Source organism: Novosphingobium sp. PY1, from assembly GCF_017312445.1.
Classification (GTDB): domain Bacteria; phylum Pseudomonadota; class Alphaproteobacteria; order Sphingomonadales; family Sphingomonadaceae; genus Novosphingobium.
Genome location: NZ_BLTI01000008.1, coordinates 818,170 through 836,900 on the forward strand (window position 1 = coordinate 818,170; position 18,731 = coordinate 836,900).

General features: G+C 64.9%; 26 protein-coding genes. 10 read left to right on the top strand and 16 right to left on the bottom strand.

Annotation, left to right across the window (positions count from 1 at the left end):
* Nucleotides 1-99: 99 nt before the first annotated feature.
* The 4 genes from J3474_RS15325 (at nt 100) to J3474_RS15340 (ending at nt 3,644) form a co-directional block, all read left to right on the top strand.
* Entirely contained in the window at nt 100-1,347 is a 1,248-nt protein-coding gene (locus J3474_RS15325) for an MFS transporter (RefSeq protein ID WP_013832214.1), read from the top strand.
* Entirely contained in the window at nt 1,347-2,666 is a 1,320-nt protein-coding gene (locus J3474_RS15330) for an MFS transporter (protein ID WP_013832213.1), read from the top strand. The genes J3474_RS15325 and J3474_RS15330 overlap by 1 nt, the downstream gene beginning before the upstream one ends.
* 188 nt (nt 2,667-2,854) lie before the next feature.
* Nucleotides 2,855-3,058: a hypothetical protein gene (locus tag J3474_RS15335; protein WP_013832212.1), complete on the top strand. Its 204-nt coding sequence runs from the start codon at nt 2,855-2,857 to the stop codon at nt 3,056-3,058.
* Nucleotides 3,059-3,251: 193 nt separating this feature from the next.
* Nucleotides 3,252-3,644 carry a hypothetical protein gene (locus J3474_RS15340; protein ID WP_013832211.1) on the top strand — a complete coding sequence of 131 codons (393 nt, stop codon included), beginning with the start codon at nt 3,252-3,254 and terminating at the stop codon, nt 3,642-3,644.
* Nucleotides 3,645-3,722: 78 nt separating this feature from the next.
* Here the strand turns inward: J3474_RS15340 and hemF are convergent, their stop codons facing one another.
* Nucleotides 3,723-4,589: an oxygen-dependent coproporphyrinogen oxidase gene (hemF, locus tag J3474_RS15345; RefSeq protein WP_207094723.1), complete on the bottom strand. Its 867-nt coding sequence runs from the start codon at nt 4,587-4,589 to the stop codon at nt 3,723-3,725.
* 59 nt (nt 4,590-4,648) lie between these two features.
* Between hemF and pdeM the strand changes: the two genes are divergently transcribed.
* From pdeM to J3474_RS15360, 3 genes are all read left to right on the top strand, one after another.
* Nucleotides 4,649-5,341, top strand: coding sequence for a ligase-associated DNA damage response endonuclease PdeM (pdeM, locus tag J3474_RS15350; protein ID WP_207094724.1), 693 nt, complete (start codon nt 4,649-4,651; stop codon nt 5,339-5,341).
* Between the two features lie 163 nt (nt 5,342-5,504).
* A complete protein-coding gene (gene infC / locus J3474_RS15355) occupies nt 5,505-6,026 on the top strand; it encodes a translation initiation factor IF-3 (RefSeq protein WP_007011929.1) in 522 nt (173 codons plus the stop codon).
* A gap of 192 nt (nt 6,027-6,218) precedes the next feature.
* Nucleotides 6,219-7,652, top strand: a complete 1,434-nt coding sequence (locus tag J3474_RS15360; RefSeq protein ID WP_207094725.1) for a DASS family sodium-coupled anion symporter — start codon at nt 6,219-6,221, stop codon at nt 7,650-7,652.
* Nucleotides 7,653-7,753: 101 nt separating this feature from the next.
* Here the strand turns inward: J3474_RS15360 and J3474_RS15365 are convergent, their stop codons facing one another.
* Nucleotides 7,754-8,287 (bottom strand): J domain-containing protein, encoded by a 534-nt coding sequence (locus J3474_RS15365; protein ID WP_013832206.1) that lies wholly within the window; start codon nt 8,285-8,287, stop codon nt 7,754-7,756.
* Nucleotides 8,288-8,427: 140 nt separating this feature from the next.
* On the opposite strand from J3474_RS15365, the gene J3474_RS15370 reads away from it, so the two are divergent.
* Nucleotides 8,428-8,619, top strand: a complete 192-nt coding sequence (locus J3474_RS15370; RefSeq protein ID WP_207094726.1) for a hypothetical protein — start codon at nt 8,428-8,430, stop codon at nt 8,617-8,619.
* Nucleotides 8,620-8,624: 5 nt separating this feature from the next.
* Here the strand turns inward: J3474_RS15370 and pal are convergent, their stop codons facing one another.
* From pal to hisB, 14 genes are all read right to left on the bottom strand, one after another.
* Nucleotides 8,625-9,113 carry a peptidoglycan-associated lipoprotein Pal gene (gene pal, locus J3474_RS15375; RefSeq protein WP_007011933.1) on the bottom strand — a complete coding sequence of 163 codons (489 nt, stop codon included), beginning with the start codon at nt 9,111-9,113 and terminating at the stop codon, nt 8,625-8,627.
* Nucleotides 9,114-9,274: 161 nt separating this feature from the next.
* The gene (tolB, locus tag J3474_RS15380; protein ID WP_207094727.1) at nt 9,275-10,663 is read right to left on the bottom strand and encodes a Tol-Pal system beta propeller repeat protein TolB; all 1,389 of its coding nucleotides are present in this window, start codon (nt 10,661-10,663) and stop codon (nt 9,275-9,277) included.
* Nucleotides 10,660-11,517, bottom strand: coding sequence for a hypothetical protein (locus J3474_RS15385; RefSeq protein ID WP_207094728.1), 858 nt, complete (start codon nt 11,515-11,517; stop codon nt 10,660-10,662). Before J3474_RS15385 ends, tolB begins: the two co-directional genes overlap by 4 nt.
* A 15-nt stretch (nt 11,518-11,532) precedes the next feature.
* Nucleotides 11,533-11,991, bottom strand: a complete 459-nt coding sequence (locus tag J3474_RS15390) for a biopolymer transporter ExbD (protein ID WP_038576245.1) — start codon at nt 11,989-11,991, stop codon at nt 11,533-11,535.
* A gap of 12 nt (nt 11,992-12,003) precedes the next feature.
* Nucleotides 12,004-12,714: a protein TolQ gene (gene tolQ, locus J3474_RS15395; RefSeq protein WP_007011937.1), complete on the bottom strand. Its 711-nt coding sequence runs from the start codon at nt 12,712-12,714 to the stop codon at nt 12,004-12,006.
* Entirely contained in the window at nt 12,711-13,223 is a 513-nt protein-coding gene (locus J3474_RS15400) for a YbgC/FadM family acyl-CoA thioesterase (protein WP_013832201.1), read from the bottom strand. Before J3474_RS15400 ends, tolQ begins: the two co-directional genes overlap by 4 nt.
* A gap of 122 nt (nt 13,224-13,345) precedes the next feature.
* Nucleotides 13,346-13,723 (bottom strand): histidine triad nucleotide-binding protein, encoded by a 378-nt coding sequence (locus tag J3474_RS15405; RefSeq protein WP_207094729.1) that lies wholly within the window; start codon nt 13,721-13,723, stop codon nt 13,346-13,348.
* A gap of 44 nt (nt 13,724-13,767) precedes the next feature.
* The gene (locus tag J3474_RS15410) at nt 13,768-14,124 is read right to left on the bottom strand and encodes a phosphoribosyl-ATP diphosphatase (protein ID WP_007011940.1); all 357 of its coding nucleotides are present in this window, start codon (nt 14,122-14,124) and stop codon (nt 13,768-13,770) included.
* A 49-nt stretch (nt 14,125-14,173) separates the two neighbouring features.
* On the bottom strand, nt 14,174-14,347 hold the full coding sequence (locus J3474_RS15415; protein ID WP_007011941.1) for a PEP-CTERM sorting domain-containing protein: 174 nt from the start codon (nt 14,345-14,347) through the stop codon (nt 14,174-14,176).
* Between the two features lie 133 nt (nt 14,348-14,480).
* The gene (gene hisF, locus J3474_RS15420; protein WP_007011942.1) at nt 14,481-15,242 is read right to left on the bottom strand and encodes an imidazole glycerol phosphate synthase subunit HisF; all 762 of its coding nucleotides are present in this window, start codon (nt 15,240-15,242) and stop codon (nt 14,481-14,483) included.
* A gap of 4 nt (nt 15,243-15,246) precedes the next feature.
* Nucleotides 15,247-15,975 (bottom strand): 1-(5-phosphoribosyl)-5-[(5-phosphoribosylamino)methylideneamino]imidazole-4-carboxamide isomerase, encoded by a 729-nt coding sequence (hisA, locus tag J3474_RS15425; RefSeq protein ID WP_007011943.1) that lies wholly within the window; start codon nt 15,973-15,975, stop codon nt 15,247-15,249.
* Between the two features lies 1 nt (nt 15,976).
* The gene (hisH, locus tag J3474_RS15430) at nt 15,977-16,600 is read right to left on the bottom strand and encodes an imidazole glycerol phosphate synthase subunit HisH (protein ID WP_007011944.1); all 624 of its coding nucleotides are present in this window, start codon (nt 16,598-16,600) and stop codon (nt 15,977-15,979) included.
* Nucleotides 16,597-16,890, bottom strand: coding sequence for a YciI family protein (locus J3474_RS15435; protein ID WP_013832197.1), 294 nt, complete (start codon nt 16,888-16,890; stop codon nt 16,597-16,599). Before J3474_RS15435 ends, hisH begins: the two co-directional genes overlap by 4 nt.
* Nucleotides 16,890-17,492: an imidazoleglycerol-phosphate dehydratase HisB gene (hisB, locus tag J3474_RS15440; RefSeq protein WP_007011946.1), complete on the bottom strand. Its 603-nt coding sequence runs from the start codon at nt 17,490-17,492 to the stop codon at nt 16,890-16,892. The genes J3474_RS15435 and hisB overlap by 1 nt, the downstream gene beginning before the upstream one ends.
* 176 nt (nt 17,493-17,668) lie before the next feature.
* Here hisB and J3474_RS15445 point away from each other — a divergent pair, with 176 nt between their 5' ends.
* Nucleotides 17,669-18,172 carry an SspB family protein gene (locus tag J3474_RS15445; RefSeq protein WP_207094730.1) on the top strand — a complete coding sequence of 168 codons (504 nt, stop codon included), beginning with the start codon at nt 17,669-17,671 and terminating at the stop codon, nt 18,170-18,172.
* Nucleotides 18,173-18,204: 32 nt separating this feature from the next.
* On the top strand, nt 18,205-18,705 hold the full coding sequence (locus J3474_RS15450; protein WP_207094731.1) for a hypothetical protein: 501 nt from the start codon (nt 18,205-18,207) through the stop codon (nt 18,703-18,705).
* Nucleotides 18,706-18,731 lie beyond the last annotated feature (26 nt).

Here is an 18,731-nt window from a genome sequence, read left to right on the forward strand (position 1 = left end):
AATCAGGCGACCGAAGCGATCTTCCGGGCGCAACCGCAAACCCCGGCAGTCTGCCCGCAGCGCTGCGCGGCAGCCTGACGACAAGGCTGGAGAAGCGTCATGCTAACCGCGATCCTTCCGGTCCGCAGCCTGTTGGCCGCCATCTTCGTCCTGATGGCCGGGAGCGGGTTCCTGTCCACCCTAATCAGCATCCGGCTGGAACGCGCCGGGGAAAGCACATTGCTGATCGGCCTCGTCGCCACCGCCTATTTCGCGGGGCTGGCGATCGGTGCGCTGCGTGCGGGTCCGCTGGTGCGCCGCGTTGGCCACATCCGCGCCTTCGCAGCCTTCGTGTCGGTCTTTTCCGCCAGCACGCTGGCCTATGCCTTCTGGCAACAACCGCTGTTCTGGGCCTTCCTGCGCCTTGCCGACGGCTTCTGCGTCGCGGGCGTCTATGTCTGCATCGAAAGCTGGCTCAACGAACGGGCCGAACCGCAGACGCGCGGCAGCGTCCTGGCCGGGTACATGATCTGCCTCTACCTCGGGCAGGCCGCCGGGCAGTACCTGCTCAACCTCGACGATACCCGCCCCTCGATCCCGTTCCTGGCATCCTCGGTGCTGGTCTCGCTGGCCTCGATACCGGTCCTGCTGACCCATATCTCCGCACCCGAATCAGGCGATGCCCCGCCCTTCTCGCTTCGCCGCCTCTACGACACGTCGCCGCTGGGCGTGATCGGCTCGATCCTGACCGGCATGATGCTGGGCGCGTTCTACGGCCTTGCCGCGGTGAGCGTGCGGCGCATCGGGCTCGACATGGGCGCAACCGCGATGTTCATGTCCGCCGTCATCCTGGGCGGCGTGGCGCTGCAATGGCCGCTTGGCCAGCTATCCGACCGTTATGACCGGCGCCGCGTGATCGTCCTGACGTTTGCCGGGGCAACGCTGGTCTGTGCCGGACTGACCGTCACCCAGCACAACGGCATCCAGCTCCTTGGCCTGGGCGCCCTGTTCGGCGGCTTGACCTTCGCGCTCTATCCGCTGTGCGTGGCGCATACCAACGACCGCCTGGAGGCCGACGAGCGCGTCGGCGCGACCGGCGGACTGGTGCTGCTCTATTCGGCAGGCGCCGCGCTCGGCCCGATCCTCGGCTCGGCGGCCATGACCCTGCCCTTCGAAAGCGGCCTCTTTGCCTACATCACGCTTTGCGCCGCCAGTGCGCTCGCCTTCGGCCTGTGGCGCCAGACCGCGACCCCGCCCGTTCCTTCAGATACGCAGCACGCCTACCAGATCCTGCCACGCACCACGCCTGTGGCCGCGATGCTCGATCCGCTTGGCCCCGATGACATTCCAGCCACGGAAGATTCCTGATGCAGACAGATCCCGCCACCCTGCGCCGGGCGATTGCCGCCTCGGCGATCGGCAATGCCACCGAATGGTTCGACTACGGAATCTATTCCTACGGCGTCACTTATATCTCCGCCGCCCTGTTCCCCGGCAACACCGAGGAAGCCGTGCTCTTCGCGCTGGCGACTTTCGCCATCTCGTTCCTCGTGCGCCCCTTGGGCGGCATCTTCTGGGGTCCGCTGGGAGACCGGCTGGGCCGCAAGTCGGTGCTTGCGATCACCATCGTCGTCATGTCGGGGGCGACCTTCTGCGTCGGCCTGCTGCCATCCTATGCCAGCGTCGGCTTCTGGGCGCCGCTGCTGCTGATCGTGCTGCGCATGATCCAGGGCTTCTCGACCGGCGGCGAATATGGCGGCGCGGCGACTTTCATGGCCGAGTACGCGCCGGACGAGAAGCGCGGCTTTTGCGGCAGCTTTCTCGAATTCGGCACGCTGGCCGGCTTTTCGCTGGGCGCGCTGCTGATGCTGGGCTTCTCGCTGCTGCTGGGAGAGGCGGCGATGCACGACTGGGGCTGGCGCATTCCCTTCCTCGTCGCCGGGCCGCTCGGCGCCGTGGGCGTCTATCTGCGCTCCCACATGGAGGACACCCCGGTCTTTCGCGAAGAACACGAAAAGGCCGAGCGCGTCTCGCACGGCCTGCCCTACCTCATGGCCAATTACTGGCGCCCGATGCTGGTGATGGGCGGCATGGTGATCGCGCTCAACGTCGTGAACTACACGCTGCTCAGCTACATGCCCACTTACCTGCAGCGCCGCCTCGGCCTGACTGCGGACGAGGCTCTGGTCGTGCCGATCCTGGGCATGCTGTTCATGATGCTGCTGCTGCCGATGACCGGCGCGCTGTCCGACCGGATCGGCCGCAAGCCGCTCTGGTGGTTTTCGCTGATCGGGCTCTTCATCGGCGTGGTGCCGCTCTACATGCTGATGGGCATGGGCCTTTCGGGAGCCGTGATCGGCTTCATGGTCCTCGGCCTGCTCTACGTTCCCCAGCTGGCGACGATTTCCGCCACCTTCCCGGCCCTGTTCCCAACCCCGGTGCGCTTCGCCGGCTTCGCGATCTCCTACAACGTGGCGACCTCGATCTTCGGCGGCACGGCTCCTGCCATCGGCAGCGGACTAATCTCGGCCACCGGCGATCCGCTGATGCCCGCCTACTACATGATGGCCGCCTGCGCAGTAGGCGCAGTGGCGCTGCACTTCATGAAGGAAACCGCCGGCAAGCCCCTGTCCGACGCCCCGCCGATCAAGGGCGCAAAGCCGATAGAGGAAGACTACGTCATCTGACGCACCGGAAAGCCCGGCCGCACGGCCGCCGACCTGACTGCCCAACACTTCGCCATTCCCGCGCAGGTGGGAATGACGAATCGAAGGCAAGGCAGCCTTTCAGGTTTTTAATCTGAAAGCTGACTTTACGGACGCGCCAACATTGCAGACGTCGAACGGTTGTACAAGAACGGCATGAGGAGAAAGCCATGCCGAAAGTTGAAGTTTACGAGAAGGACGAGATGAAGCCCTTTTTTGAAGGAGAGTTCACGTTCTTACCGCGCGTCGGCGAGACCGTTTCCAAGGAAATGGGAGGATATTTCAACTACTACAGCGTAGTCGAGATTTGGCATCGCGAGGAAGGCGACACGGGCATCTTTCAAGCCTGCATGCGTCTAGAAATTGACGACTAGCAATGTCCATTTGCCCCAACTTTGCCGCCATCCAGCCAAGCTGGGCCGTCGCCAGGAGTGGTCGGTCGTTCACTCAAACGGCAGCATTTCAACATTTTAACCTGAAACCGGTCTAACCGGACCCGTCGACTTTGCGGACATTGCTGACATTGCTGACATTGACTGGTGAGAGGCGACTGGGCAACCTTATCGAATGAAGGTACCTCCGTCAGCGCGGGTAATCACTTTGCTCTTGTTAGGCGCAGTTGGTGGCTGGCAAGCTCACAATCTTTGGGCAACTGACCGTTGCTTGGACGCCGGTGGTGCTTGGAACGATGCTCTCGGCGTCTGCAATTTGCGAAACGCTTCCAACACGCAAGTGCTTGCGAAAATTCCCTTTGTTCATGACGCAATGAGGCGTTGGGCAGCCAAAAGCGACACCTCAGTTGAAAAAGCGATGACCGGCCGGACCATCAAGCTTTCTATGTTCCCCGAGAAAGAATGCGTGAAGTTCGTGGTAGATACACCCGGCTTGGGAGAGGCCCCGACATACTGTTATCAGCATCGTTCCGTTGAGCTTGTCGAGGAACATAGCAACATGGAATGATGACCGCTTCCCCCAACTTTCCAGTCACTGCCCCCGCCCGAGCACTGCCTCGATAGCAGTCGCTTGTACAGGCGGGGATCAGCTCCAGGTCGCCTCGGGCGGCAGGCTCATCAGGATCGCGTCGATGTTGCCGCCGGTCTTGAGGCCGAACAGCGTGCCGCGGTCATAGACGAGGTTGAATTCGGCATAGCGGCCGCGCCATTCGAGTTGCTGCGCCTTGTCGGCGGGCGTGAAGTCCATGCCCATGCGCCGGCGCACGAGGCGCGGAAACACGGCCAGGAACGCCTCGCCAACCGCCATGGTGTAGGCGAAGTTCGCTTCCCACGCAGCCTCGTCCGCGCACTCCAGGTGGTCGTAGAAGATCCCGCCGACACCGCGGTGGACATTGCGGTGGGGGATGAAGAAGTACTCGTCCGCCCAGGCCTTGTAGCGCTCGTAATAGTCGGCGCCGTGGGCATCGCAGGCGGCCTTGAGTTCCGCGTGGAATTCCGCGGTATCCTCGTCGTAGGGCAGCGGGGGATTGAGGTCCGCGCCGCCGCCGAACCATGCCTTGGTCGTCGTGAGGAAGCGGGTGTTCATGTGCACGGCCGGCACGTGCGGGTTGGCCATGTGCGCGACGAGGCTGATGCCGGTCGCGGAAAAGGCGTTCTGTTCGGCCGAGGCTCCGTTGATGGTGGCCGCGAAATCCCTGGACAGCGAACCGACCACGGTCGAGACGTTGACGCCGACCTTCTCGAAGACCTTGCCTTTCATCAGGCCGCGCATGCCGCCGCCCGTCTCGCCCTCGGCCCCGCCTTCGACTGCCGAGCGTTTCCACGGGGTATAGTCGAAGGCAGCCGCTGAACCGGCCTCTCGCTCGATCGCCTCGAATTCGGCGCAGATCCTGTCGCGCAGCGTCTCGAACCACGTGCGGGCGCGCAGGGTGTAAGGGGTCCAGTCGGTCATGCCTAATCCTTGTTTGCCCGCCGCTTGCCAAATCGGGCCGCCTGCGGCAAGGAAAAGCCATGGTTCCCTTTTCGTTCCAGTCAGAGGAAATGCACCTTGTCGGCGCTGCCAGATCGCGGGGCTGCGCGATCTACTGGCCGCGCGAACAGGCCCTGCTGGTGGCCGACCTCCACCTCGAGAAAGCCAGCTACTACGCGAAGGGCGGGCAGATGCTCCCGCCCTACGACAGCCGCGAGACGCTGGAACGGCTGGCGCATGCGGTGCGGCAGACAGGGGCGCGGCGCGTCTTCGCGCTGGGCGACAATTTCCACGACAGCGAGGGCACAGGACGGCTCGATCCCCATGCCCGCGGCATGCTCGATGCCCTGACTCGCGCGCTGGACTGGGTGTGGATCATCGGGAATCACGATCCCGGCCTTGGCGCAGAGGCCGGGGGCACGCGGGTTGCGCAAATCGAAGTGGCAGGCCTCGTCCTGCGTCACAAGGCGGAGAAAGCGACCGGACTTCCCGAGCTTTCCGGGCACTATCATCCCCGCCTGATCGTTTCCGCCCGGGGCCGCAGGATCGCCCGCCCTTGCGCGGTGCGCAGCGACAACCGCTTGATTCTGCCTGCTTTCGGTGCACTGACCGGCGGCATGGACGCGGCCGATCCGGCGATACTTTCGGCAATGCAACCGGCCTGCGCGATCGACGCGCTGGTAACGGCAACGGGACGCCTGATTGCCTATCCCCTCTGGCGCGCGGACGCCTGAAGGCCCATATAGACGTGCATAAGCCGTGCATTCGGCTCGGGCTCTATGGTAATCTTGCGAATTCCCGCTTTGCTTGGCGGGTGAAATCGCACTATTGAGCGCCCATTCGCACGTAAATCGAAGACGACTCAGGAGAACGCTTATAGCACCCCCACCCCGGCGCATGATGACGCCACCGGTCAAGAGCGGACCGCGCTACAACAATTTCATCCAAGCCGACAAGGTCCGCGTGATCGACGAGAACGGCGAGAACATTGGCGTCATGTACACCCGTGAGGCTATCGAACAGGCGGCCGACGTCGGCCTGGACCTGGTAGAAGTCTCGCCCAACGCAGACCCGCCGGTGTGCAAGTTCCTCGACGTCGGCAAGTATCGCTACGAGGCCCAGAAGAAGGCCAACGCAGCGCGCAAGACGCAGAAGACGCAGGAGATCAAGGAGATCAAGATGCGTCCGAACATCGACGATCACGACTACGACGTGAAGATGCGCAACGTTCAGCGCTTCATCGGCGATGGCGACAAGGTGAAGGTCACCCTGCGCTTCCGCGGCCGCGAGCTTTCGCACCAGCAGCTGGGCATGGACCTGCTGCGCCGCGTGCAGGCCGACGTGGAAGAGATCGCGAAGATCGAGGCCTATCCGCGCATGGAAGGCCGCCAGATGCTGATGGTGCTGGCGCCCAAATAAGCGCCGCCCGGCATTGCCGAAGAAAAAGGGCGTACCCGCCGGGTGCGCCCTTTTTCTATGGCGGGAGAGCCGAAGATGACCTGCGGCAACGATCCAAGGGAAATGCGCCAGCATGTCGGCCAGCTAGTGGGCGCCCTGCTTCTCCCCCCTCGCATCATCCTGAGATTTGTGGCTTAAGTCCCCCAAAGGGAAATGGGGGATGACATCGGCATGAATGCCAAGCGGATCGGATTCATCGCGGGTCTTGTGCTGTTCGGGGCGACGCTGGTGCTGCCCGAACCGGGCGGCATGCCGCCGCAGGCGTGGACCGTCGCGGGTCTGGTCGCCCTGATGGCCTGCTGGTGGATGACCGAGGCCCTGCCGCTGACCGCGACCGCGCTGGCCCCGTTCCTCGTCCTGCCATTTGCCGGGGTCATGACAGCGGGCGAGACGGCTTCCAGCTACTATTCCCCCACCCTGTTCCTGATCCTGGGCGGCGCCTTCATCGCCCTTGCCATCGAGCGCACCGGGCTGCACCGGCGACTGGCGCTCGCCCTGCTCGACGGGCTCGGCTCCAGGGGCGGCGCAGGGCGGTTGCTGTTCGCCTTCATGATGGCTGCCGCGATCCTGTCGATGGCGATTTCCAATACCTCGACATCGCTGATCATGATGCCCATGGCGCTGGCCGTGATCGAGGCAGGCGGCATCGCGGACGACGAGCGCCAGGGGCTTGCCGGCGCCCTGCCCATGGGCATCGCCTTCGCCGCATCGATCGGCGGCCTGGGCACGATCGTCGGATCGCCGACCAATGCGATCGCCGTTGCCCTGCTCGATTCGATGATCGGCCTGCACATCAGTTTCGCGCACTGGAGCCTGATCGGCATTCCCGTGGTGCTGGTGGGCATCCCGCTCGCCGCCTTCATCATCGCACGCATGCAGGCGGTCGCGACTCACCCCTTCGACGTTGGCGGGGCGCGGCGGGCCATCGCCGTGCATCACACCTGGACCGAGCCGGAACGCCGCCTCGTGCCGCTGGTCGCGGTGGCTTTCGCGCTATGGATGCTGACACCGCTGATCGCCCCGGTCCTGCCCAAGGGATCGCTGACCGACGGGACGATCGCGGTTGCCGTGGGCCTGCTGCTTTTCGTGGTGCCGGACGGAACCGGGCGCCCCCTGCTCAACTGGGACGAGGCCAATCGCGCGCCCTGGGGCGTCATCATGATGTTCGGCGGCGGCCTCGCGCTGGCAGAGGGCATGGGCGCCTCGGGGCTCGCCGACTGGCTGGGCCGTTCGCTGCTGCCGCTCTCCGCGGTTCCCCTGCCCCTCGTCGCCCTTGCCATCACCGCCATGGTCATCGTCATCACCGAATTTGCCAGCAACGTGGCAACGGCCAGCGGCATCATGCCGGTCGTTGCGAGCCTGGCGGTCGCGCTGGGGGCCGATCCGATCCTGCTGGCGATGCCTGCCGCACTTGCCGCAAGCTGGGGCTTCATGCTCCCGGCCGGAACCGGACCCAACGCCATCGCCTGGGCAACCGGGCGCATCGAACTGCCGCGAATGATCAAGTCGGGCCTGCTGCTCGACCTTGCCGGCGCGCCGCTGATCGTCGGCGTAGTCTGGCTGGTTTCGCTGCTGATCGGGACGTAATTCACCGCAGGGGGGCGTTCGCCCTGCGGCAGTTCCACTACGTCGTCATCCCCGCGCAGGCGGGGATCCCGCTCTCTATCCGCAATTCCGCACGGAAATGCTCAGCCGTGCCATTCGCGCCGTTCTTCGGCCGCGCGCAGGACTTCATAGGCGAGCTGGTAAGTCTGGAAGGCCTTGGCCGCTTCGGCATCGCCGGGCCGGACGTCCGGGTGGACTTCCTTGGCTTTCGTGCGCCATGCCTTGCGCACCGCATCGAAGTCCGCATCGGGTTCGAGGCCCAATGCTTCGAGCGCGCGCAGTTCATCGCCGCTGCGGCTGCCGTCACCCGAACCGGCCCAGCCATAGTGCGAGGATTCCTGGTAGCCCTCGTGGGTCTGGCGTTCCTTCTTTTCGCGCGCTGCGGCCTCTTCCTTGGTGAGACCGGCGAAATAGTCCCAGCCGGCATTGTACTCGGCCGCGTGCTTCTGACAGAAGTACCAGCGATCCGGGCTGCTGGGGCTTTTCGGCGCGGGGCAATCGCCCGGCTCCGAGCAGCCGTGGCGATCGCACAGGCGGATCTGCGCGGCCTCGCGCGCGGACTCGTAGCCGCGCCAGCGCGGGAATCCCCAGTCCATGGATCTGCGTGCGCGGCTCATCCCCTGAGCGATACGCTGCGACTCGATGGCGATGCAAGTCTTGTAAATCGCAGGAAACCGCCTACTGCTCCCGCCCTTGCTGCATTGCAGACGTCGCTCGGAATAAGTATACTAACCTGGCTTAGTATTATGAGGCACCCATGAGCAAACGGCTGGCCATATCCGCATGCTTTTCCATCCTGATGATGGCGATCTATGTGCTGTTCGGCGAAAATGTCGCGCGTGAGCCCTTGGGCCCGGTCCAGTTCATGAGCGGTCAGAAGATCGGTGCCAGCGTGAAAACGCCCGAGCTGCTGGACAGCCCGGGCGATCTTCTCAATCTTGGAAAGTAAGCCGATCAGTCGATCGTGACAGTGACCGCGCGGCGGTTCTGCGCCCACGCCTGCTCGTTCGAACCGAGCGCGACCGGGCGTTCCTTGCCATAGCTGATGGTCGAAAGACGCGCGGCATCCACGCCCAGGCTCACGAGATAGTTCATCGCGGCATTGGCGCGGCGTTCGCCCAGGGCAAGGTTGTACTCGCGCGTGCCGCGCTCGTCACAGTGCCCTTCGATGGTCGCACGCTTGTTGGGATACTGCAGCAGCCACTGCGCCTGCCTAGCGAGCGCTTCCTGGTCCATCGCGTCGATGTCGTACTTATCGGTGTCGAAGTAGATCGTGTCCGAACCGCTCATCTTGGCGAGGAAGTCGGCCTGGCTGCCCGGCGTCGGGCCGAGATCGGCGGGCGGAGCCTGCGTCGTGGTGGCCGGGCCGGGCTCGGGCGGAAGTTCCTTGGGCGCCTTGGAAGCGCAAGCCGAAATGGCCAATGCCCCGGCAAAGAGAAGCATCGTCGAAGCGGGCTTCGAGAAGCGAGACGTCTGTTGGGTAGAAGACATGGGGCAATCTCCTGTGCTGCACAGCCAAATGAAATGGCTGGCATCGGCTAAAGTTCCGTTCACTATTTAACAAAGGTTTCCTGAATGCGCACCCGTATAAGTGCAGAGCGCGCTCAGGGACGAACCGGACCCCATGCGGGGTCCGACGCGCCCACCGGAGTGGGCAGCTTACGTTCGTTCCGGCCGGTCAGGTCGACTTGCCAGATCGAGGTAATTCCGGAGTTCTTCTCGGTACGGAAGAACTGGACGATGCGCCCGTTGGGAGACCAGGTCGGCGCCTCGTCTTGCCACGAATTGGTCAGGTAGCGCATCCCCCGCCCGTCCGGACTCATCACGGCTATACGCAGGTTGCCGGCAATGTGGGTGAAGGCGATCTGGTCGCCGCGCGGGCTCCATTCCGGCGTTGCCGCACGGCCGCCGAAGAAGCTGATGCGGTGCTGATTGGAACCGTCGGCATTCATCACGTAGATCTGCTGGCTGCCCGAACGGTCGCTTTCGAACACGATCCGGCTGCCGTCGGGCGAGTAGCTGCCACCGATGTTGATGCCGGGGCCATTGGTCAGGCGCTGCGGCGTGCCGCCCCCTGCCGAAGAAATGCGGTAGATGTCGGTGCGGCCACCCATCGACATCGAATAGAGCACCCACTTGCCGTCGGGCGACCAGCGCGGCGCCATCGTGGGATTGCCGGTGCGCACGATCAGCTTCTGGCTGTTACTCGCCAGGTCGTAGGAATAGATGCTCGGCTGTCCGTTGAGGTAGGACAGATAGAGGATCCTCGAATAGTCCGGCGAATAGCGCGGGGTCAGCGCCGTTGCCTGCCCGCTCGTCAGGTAGCGGTGGTTGGCGCCGTCCGAATCCATCACCGCCAGCCGCTTGATGCGGTGGTCCTTGGGGCCGGTCTCGGCAATGTAGGCGATCTTCGAGTCGAAGAACGGGCTTTCGCCGGAGAGGCGCGAATAGACCATGTCGGCGCACTTGTGCGCAGCGCGGCGCCAGTCGGCCGGGCCGACCTGCCAGCCGCCCTTGGCCAGCTGCTGCTTGAGGGCGACGTCATAGAGGTAGCAGCCCACGGTAAGTTGCCCGTTCGCGGCGGCGCGGACATAGCCCTGCACCAGCATGTCGGTGCTGCGGACCGACCAGATCGGGAAGTTGGGCGTCTGGATTTCCGAGAAGGCCGGCTGCGGCAGGCCGGCCGGGCCCGAGGGCTTGAACAGGCCGTTGTTCTTGAGGTCGGCGGCAACCACCTGCGACAGGGCACGGCCAAGCGCCGATGTAGAGCCCGCGTTGGTCTGCGTGGGCACGTCAGCGTCAGTCGCGAACGTGGTGATCGCAATGCCCAGGTCCTGCCAGTCGCTGTCGTCGGAGACCGAACCGGTCAGGCCGCCATCGTCCGAGACGAGCCCGCCCCCGGCATCCGGGGCAGGCGCGGTGTCCTGCGCGGCGAGAGGGGCTGCCGCGCAAAGCGCAAGAACCGAGACGAGCGAAAGTATCCGGGGGGTCATTGCGATAGCCTCTTGTCGAACTTGAACGACGATACGCGTTTCCATGCATCGTAGTATTCCGCGGGAAGATTGAAAGGCGCAGCAAGCTGGACCGCCCTGATCGCCTGTTCGGCGTGGCGCGGAGCCTGGTTGCGGTTGACGTCGGTAATGCCGGTCTGGCGCACCACACTGGGCCGTCCGTCGAGCGTGCCGTCCTTGTTGAGGTTGAAGGCGAGATAAGTCACGAGATCCTCGGCCTCCGGTCCCTGCGGCGCCTGCCAGTGGGGCTTGAGCTGGCGTGTGATCGCTGCGGACAGCGCGGAACGCACCGCCGGACCGATCTCGGCCGCTGGCGCGCCCTTGCCCTGCGTCGCTTGCGCGCCGCTCACGCCTTCGAGGAAGTCCGAACCGACGCGGCTGCCGCCGGTCTTCTTCGTCGTGGTCGCGCTGGACTTCGACGAGGAACTGCTCGGACTGGAAACGATCTTGTCGATCGCGCTGCTCTTGCGGCTGGGCGGGGACTTGGTTTCGGTTTTCTTCTTTTCCGGTGCCTTCTTGGTCTCGACCGGCTTGGCCTTGGGTTCAGGCGGCAGCGGCGATGGCGAAGGCTTTATGTCCGGAACCGGCGCAGGAGCTGGCGCGGGAGCCGCCTCGCCGATGGTCGGCGCGACGTCGGCGGCAGCCTGGCTGTTGGGATCGGGCGAGGTCGAAGTCAGGCCATAATCGTCGCTGATGTTGACTTCGATCCGCTCGGGCGGATGGACGACCCGGTCGGTGTGCGGGTCGAGAAACATCGCGCCCAGAACCGCGGCATGAAGCGCGATTGCCAGTGCAAGTCCGTATTTCTCATCCCTGCGCAGCCCGAGGATTGCCATGATGCGAACCCTAGCTCAGCCGCCTGAACGGCTGCTGACGCCGGTCACCAGCGAGATCGAGGTGAAACCGGCATGGTTGAGTTCGCCCATCACGCCCATGACGGTGCCGTAATCCAGTGCCTTGTCGGCCCGCAGCGTCACGAGCGGCTTCTTGCCGTCGGGCCCCGGCGTCACGGCGGCAAGCCGTTCGGCCAGCTCTCCGGGAGCGAGCGCCTCTTCCTCGAAGTAGATCACGCCGTCACGCTTGATGCTCAGCGTGATCTGCGCGGCTTCCTCCGACATCGCCTTGGCCCGGCTGTCGGGCAGCTCGATCGGTACGGCGGCCTTGAGCAAGGGCGCCGTCACCATGAAGATGATAAGCAGGACGAGCATGACGTCGACCAGCGGGGTGACGTTGATCTCCGCCATCGGCGCACGGGTTCCGCGCCCCCGGCGCCGTCCGCGTCCTGCACCTCCTGACAGTCCCATTGCCATGGCCGGGCTCCGTCAGCGCTGTTCGAGCTGGCGCGTGAGCGCCGCGTGGAGCTGGTCGGCAAAGCGCTGCATGCGCGCTTCGAACGAGTTCACCCGGTGCGAGAAGCGATTGTAGGCGATAACTGCCGGGATCGCCGCGAACAGGCCGATGGCGGTGGCGAACAGCGCTTCGGAAATGCCGGGCGCGACGACCGCCAGCGAGGAGTTCTGCTGCTGGCCGATCTGGAAGAAGCTGTTCATGATGCCCCAGACGGTGCCGAACAGGCCGACGAAGGGCGCGACCGAACCCACGGTAGCAAGGAAGTTGAGGCGGTCCGACAGCGCATCCGCTTCTTCACCCAGCGACGAGGTCATGGCCAGGGCGATGCGCTGGCGTGCGCCTTCGTGATCGACGGTGCGGGACTGGGCGTTGCGGCGCCATTCGGCCAGTCCGGCCCCAGCCACCTTGCCGAGCGGCACGTTGCGGCGCGCGCGCTCCTTCTGGAACGATTCGAAGTTCTCGGCCTCCCAGAAGCCGTCCTCGTACTCGTCGCAGCGGCGCTGGACCCCGCCCATGCGCATCGTGAAGGTGATGATGATCATCCAGACCCAGATGCTCGCCAGCAGCAGGCCGAACATGATGGCCTGAACGACGATGTCCGCGTCAAGGAACAGCTTGATCGGGTTTAGCCGATCGGTTTCGCCGCTGATCGCTACGGCAGAAGCAAGCAGGTCGAGAGTCATTCTAGTCCTTCCGGGCCGGATTCAAGGCCAGAAACAGGGCCTGTGGCGGGAGATTGAGAGAGCATGCGTCCGTCGACGAGCGAATCGAATGCATGTTGCCAGGCGGCAGGTTGTTTGCGCGGTCGTCCATCAGGACCGATGAACCCGACCTTGACGACGGCTTCGCACAGCCGCGTTTCGCCGCGCCAGGCCACCTGCCTCAGCGTGCAGGCGACGCGGCCGACCGTCTCGGGAAAGGTCTCGATGACGACGGTATCGCCAAGGCGCGCCGGGGCGCGGTAGCGCAACGTTGCCTCGGCAACGGTATAGAGCCCCTCGCCCGCTTCCAGCGCAGCACGCTGGTCGATGCCGAGAAGGTCGAGAAGGTCGGAACGGGCACGCTCGAACCAGCGCAGGTAATTGGCATGATAGACGACCCCGCCCGCGTCGGTGTCTTCATAGTACACGCGCAGGGCATAGCGATGGACACCGAGGTCGATCGTGCCGCAACTGGGTTCTGGAATGGCCATCATGCAGCGCGGATGTGTAGCGGGGCCTTCCCTCACTGCAAAGGGACAGGCGGCAGCTTACCGCCTGTCAGCAACGCCACATCGGCCCTATGGGTGTGGATATCTCTCCGACCGGCGCCGGTTTACTCGCAGATCATCTGGAAGAACTGCCGGCCGCCGAAAATGTGGACATGCAGGTGCGGCACTTCCTGGTGGCCGTTGGCGCCCATGTTGACCATCAGGCGATACCCCGGCCCGTCCAGCTCGAGCTGGCGCGTGACATTGCCGACCGCACGCATGAAGGCGGCGATCTCGGCGTCGTCGGCCTTGGCGGTGAAATCGTCCCAGGAGACGTAGGCGCCCTTGGGGATCACCAGAACATGGACCGGCGCCTGCGGACGGATGTCGTTGAAGGCGAGCGCGTGGTCATCCTCGTAGACTTTCGTGCAGGGCAGCTCGCCGCGCAGGATCTTCGCGAAGATGTTGTTCTCGTCGTAGGGCTGCTTGGGGTCGATGGGCATTCTCAGGGCTCCCGCGTAAGGCGTTGATCGTCTTGAGGGAAAATTCAGTCCTTGGGGCGCGATGCCTTTTCGGCAATGCCCGAGACGCCTTCGCGGCGGTCAAGCTCTGCCAGGACATCGGCAAGGGGCACGCCCCTGGCGCCGAGCAGGACCATGAGGTGGAACAGCAGGTCCGCGGCTTCGCCGATCAGTTCCCTGGGGCCCTGCGCCAGCGCGGCGATGATCGTTTCGGTCGCCTCTTCGCCCAGCTTCTGGGACATCTTGCCCAGGCCACTGGCGTTGAGCTTGGCGACATAGCTGGTTTCGGGATCGGCCGCGCGGCGCGCCGCGATCGTGGCTTCGAGGCGGGACAGGGTGTCCCCGCTCTGGGATTGCGGACTCGTCATGATGCGCCAAGCCATGCGGCGAGGCGCCTTCGCGGTCAAGCCGCTGTGAAAGTCCCGGGCGAATTCAGTCCTTGGACCGGCGCGACGACAGCCGCCGCCCCAGGGCCAGACCGGCCAGGCCGATGCCCAGCAGGGCAAGTCCGCTCGGCTCGGGCAACGGCACGCTGGCCGCGGCGAAGGCGGGGACCGGCAGGGCGATCAATGTGGCAAGCGAAATGCAGTGACCGGTGTAACGCACGGGGGGAAGAGCCTCACGGAGTCGAAGTGTCCTGCGCCCATCCGATCATCCGGAGGGGGCAGCAAGCACCTATCGGCGCCTGTCCCGATGTGGATCACTGCCGGCGCAAAAGCTCAACGCGCGAAGGCCGGTGTCAGGCCCGTGCCGGAAGTCCCGCAGAGCGCAGGGCAGCGTGCGCCTCGGCGATCGAATGCTTGCCGAAGTGGAAGATCGAGGCGGCCAGGACCGCGCTTGCATGGCCGCGCGTCACGCCCTGAACAAGGTGATCGAGCGTGCCCACGCCGCCGCTGGCAATGACCGGGACCGAAACCGAATCGGCAATCGCGCGCGTCAGTTCGAGGTCGTAGCCGCTCTGGGTTCCGTCCCCGTCCATCGAGGTGACCAGCAGTTCGCCCGCACCCAGCTCGGCCAGCTTCAGGGCGTGCTCCAGCGCATCGATGCCGGTCGGACGACGGCCGCCATGGGTGAAGATCTCCCAGCGCCCCTCGCCCACCTTGCGCGCATCGACAGAGGCGACGATGCATTGCGAGCCGAACTTGTGGGCGATGTCGGCGACCACCTCGGGGCGCGAAACGGCGGCGGAGTTGACCGCGACCTTGTCAGCCCCCGCCAGCAACAGCGCCCGCGCGTCCTCGGCAGTGCGTACGCCGCCGCCCACGGTCAGCGGCATGAAGCAGACTTCCGCGGTGCGCTGGACGATGTCGAGCAGCGTTCCGCGCCCTTCGTGGCTGGCCGAAATGTCGAGGAAACACAGCTCGTCCGCACCGGCCGCGTCATAGGCGCGCGCCTGCTCGACCGGATCGCCCGCGTCCTTCAGGTCGACGAAGTTGACGCCCTTGACCACGCGGCCGTCGGCAACGTCGAGGCAGGGAATGACGCGGACGCGGACGGTCATGGCTTCAGCCCCTCTGCGCCATCTGGATGGCGGTCGCGAGGTCGAGGCGGCCGTCGTAAAGCGCGCGTCCGGTAATGACGCCCTCGATGCCGTCGTTCTCGTGCAGGGTCAGCATGCGGATGTCGTCGAGGCCTTTCACGCCGCCCGAAGCGATTACCGGCAGGTCGGTCTGGCGGGCCAGATCGACGGTCGCCTGCACATTGCAGCCCTTGAGCAGGCCGTCGCGGCCAATGTCGGTGAACAGCAGCGAGGCGACGCCCGCATCCTCGAAGCGGCGGGCCATGTCGACGATCGAGACGTCGGACACTTCGGCCCAGCCCTCGGTCGCGACCATGCCGTCACGCGCGTCGACGGCGACGACGATGCCGCCCGGGTATTCCTGCGCCATGTCCTTGACGAACTGCGGGTCCTTGAGCGCGGCCGTGCCCATGACGACGCGGCTGACGCCCAGCTCGAACCAGCCCGCGACCGCCTCAGGCGTGCGGATGCCGCCGCCGAGCTGCACATGGCCGGGGAACACCTCGAGGATCGCCTCGACCGCTTCGCGGTTCTCGGCCTTGCCCGCAAAGGACCCGTCGAGATCGACGACATGAAGGAACTGCGAGCCTGCATCGGCAAAGAGCATCGCCTGCGCGGCCGGGTTGTCGCCGTAAACGGTGGCGCGCGCCATGTCGCCTTCGGCGAGGCGGACGACCTGGCCCTGCTTGAGGTCGATGGCGGGAAATACGATCATTTCAAGGCTTCCAATCGAGGAAACGGGAAAGCAGCGCGAGGCCGAAGGCCTGGCTCTTTTCGGGGTGAAACTGCACGCCAACGACATTGTCGCGGGCCACGGCAGCGACAAGTCCGCCGCCATGGTCGGTCATCGCCGCAATGTCATGCCCCTCTTCGGGCACGAAATGATAGGAGTGCAGGAAATAGGCCTCGCCCGCCTCGACCAGCCCGTGCGCCGGGTCCTTGCGGCCGAGCGAAACGTCGTTCCAGCCCATGTGCGGGATCTTGATCGCCGGATCGGTACGCTCGATCAGGCGCACTTCACCCGGAATCCAGCCAAGGCCCATGGTGGAGCCATGTTCCAGGCCCCGGGTAGCAAGAAGCTGCATGCCCACGCAGATGCCCAGAAACGGCGCACCGCCCACGTGGACCCGCTCGGTCATTGCATCGACCATGCCGGGGATCGCCCAGAGCCCCTTGGCGCAGGCCTTGAACGAGCCGACGCCGGGCAGAACGATACGGTCGGCCGCGCGAACGACGGCGGGATCGGCGGTAACCTTGACGTCCTGCGCCCCTGCCGCGCGCAGGGCATTGGCTACAGAGTGGAGATTGCCCGCACCGTAATCGATCAGGGCCAGCGTCATTCGGCGAGCCCTTCGATCCCGGTCGACAGGAACGTGGGCGCCCATTCGATCACGTCGACTTCGGCGACCCCGCCCTTGACGAACGGATCGTTCCCGGCGAGCGCGGCGACGGCTTCGCGGCTCTCGCCCCTGGCAAAGACGATGCCGCCCTCGCGCGGGACCTTGCGGCCCCAGCCGATGAGATGGCCGGCTTCATGCCCCGCCTTGAGCCAGTCGACATGCTCGGCCAGCAGCGCATCCACGGCTTCGATTGGGGCGATGTAGCGCAGCGAGAGAATGAAGCTCGCCATCACAGCGTGTCCTGTCCGAGGATCCCCTTGGTCGATGGAATCGCCCCGCCCTTGCGCGGGTCGAGTTCCACCGCCGTGCGCATGGCCCGGGCGAAGCCCTTGAACAGCCCCTCGCAGATGTGGTGGTTGTTGGTGCCGTAGAGCAGTTCCATGTGCAGGGTGATGCCTACCGCCTGCGAGATCGAGTGGAACCAGTGTTCGACCAGCTCGGTATCGAACTCACCCAGCTTTTCCTGCGTGAAGGCGGCCTTCCACACGAAATAGGGCCGCCCGGATATGTCGAGCGAAACGCGGCACAGTGCCTCGTCCATCGGCGAGTGAACGTCGCCGTAGCGGCCGATCCCGGCCTTGTCGCCCATCGCCTTGGCAATCGCCTGGCCGATCGCGATGGCGCTGTCCTCGGTGGTGTGGTGCTGATCGACGTGCAGATCGCCTGCGATCCTGCAGGTGATATCGATCAGCGAATGGCGCGAGAACTGCTCGATCATGTGATCGAGAAAGCCAATCCCGGTCGAAACGTCATAGGAGCCCGTACCGTCGAGGTTCACTTCGACGGCGATGTCGGTCTCATGGGTCTTGCGATTGATCGAAGCTGTGCGCATGCCGTGCGCCTATAGACCTGTATCTGCGGGAATCAATCACGCGCGAACGCTCAGGGGCGAGTACGCGGCATTTCCCTGTATCACGGACGGTTTACCTTGGAATAAGTGCGCGGAACAGTTAAAAAGGCGTGTCAACAAGCTTGACCGCAACATGAACGATGCGCACGTAGGGCGCGATGAACGATACGCCACCAGACAGCATGATCCCATACGACGAGATCGTACAGGAAGCCCTGCGCGCCGTAGTCGGACGCGTTCTTGGCCAAGTGGAAGCCGCCAACGGCATCCTGCCGGGCAGCCATCATTTCTACATCACGTTCAAGACGACGGCCCCCGGCGTCAGCATTCCCGACGATCTGCGTGCCCGTTTCCCCGACGAGATGACGATCGTCCTCCAGAACAAGTTCTGGGACCTGGGCGTGCGCGAAGACGGTTTCACGGTGAGCCTGAGCTTCAACCAGCTTCCCGCGAAACTGGACATCCCCTTCTCGGCGATCACCGCCTTCGTCGACCCGGCGGTCGATTTCGGCCTGCAGTTCCAGGCCATGGCCGAGGACGAGGAAGAGGACATGCCCGGCATGGCCGGGAACGACGGTTCGGAACGCGATGTCGCCTCGCGCATTACTCCCAGCGAGGATGGATCGAACGTCGTTTCGGTCGATTTCGGCAAGAAGAAGTAGGCGGGGCCAGCGGCCCCGGGAAGGCAGTCTCGATGGCCACGAAGACAGGGCAGGACGAAAGCGACGCGGCTGTTGAAGCCGCGACCGCTGCCGAAACCCCGGCAATGGTTCAGACCGACTCTACCTCCGAAACCGTGGCACCGGGCAAATCCAGCAGGAAGAGCAAGCGCAAGCCGCGGCCCTCCCCGCGCGAACTCGTCGGCCCCAGCCCCAACGACCACACCAACCTGGCGATTGCCGACATCGCCCTTCGCGGCGGCTCCTTCCTTGCGCGCCGCGCAGTGGAAAAGGCCCTGCTCGGCAAGAAGTTCGCCCCCAGCAAGGCCAGTGCGATCCTCAAGGGCCGCACGATGGGCGAGACGATGCTTCACCGCACCCTCGCAAGGGTTGCCATGACCTCGATCCCCGGCGCCATCGTCGTGGGCGGCGGGCTGATCGCCAAGACGCTTTACGACCGCAGCAAGGCGCGCACTGCGCAGGCCGCAGGCGAAGAAAAGCTCGCCGACATGGCCGAGGACGGCGAAGAGTCCTGACAGCGCCTAAGTCGCTACCGGCGTGA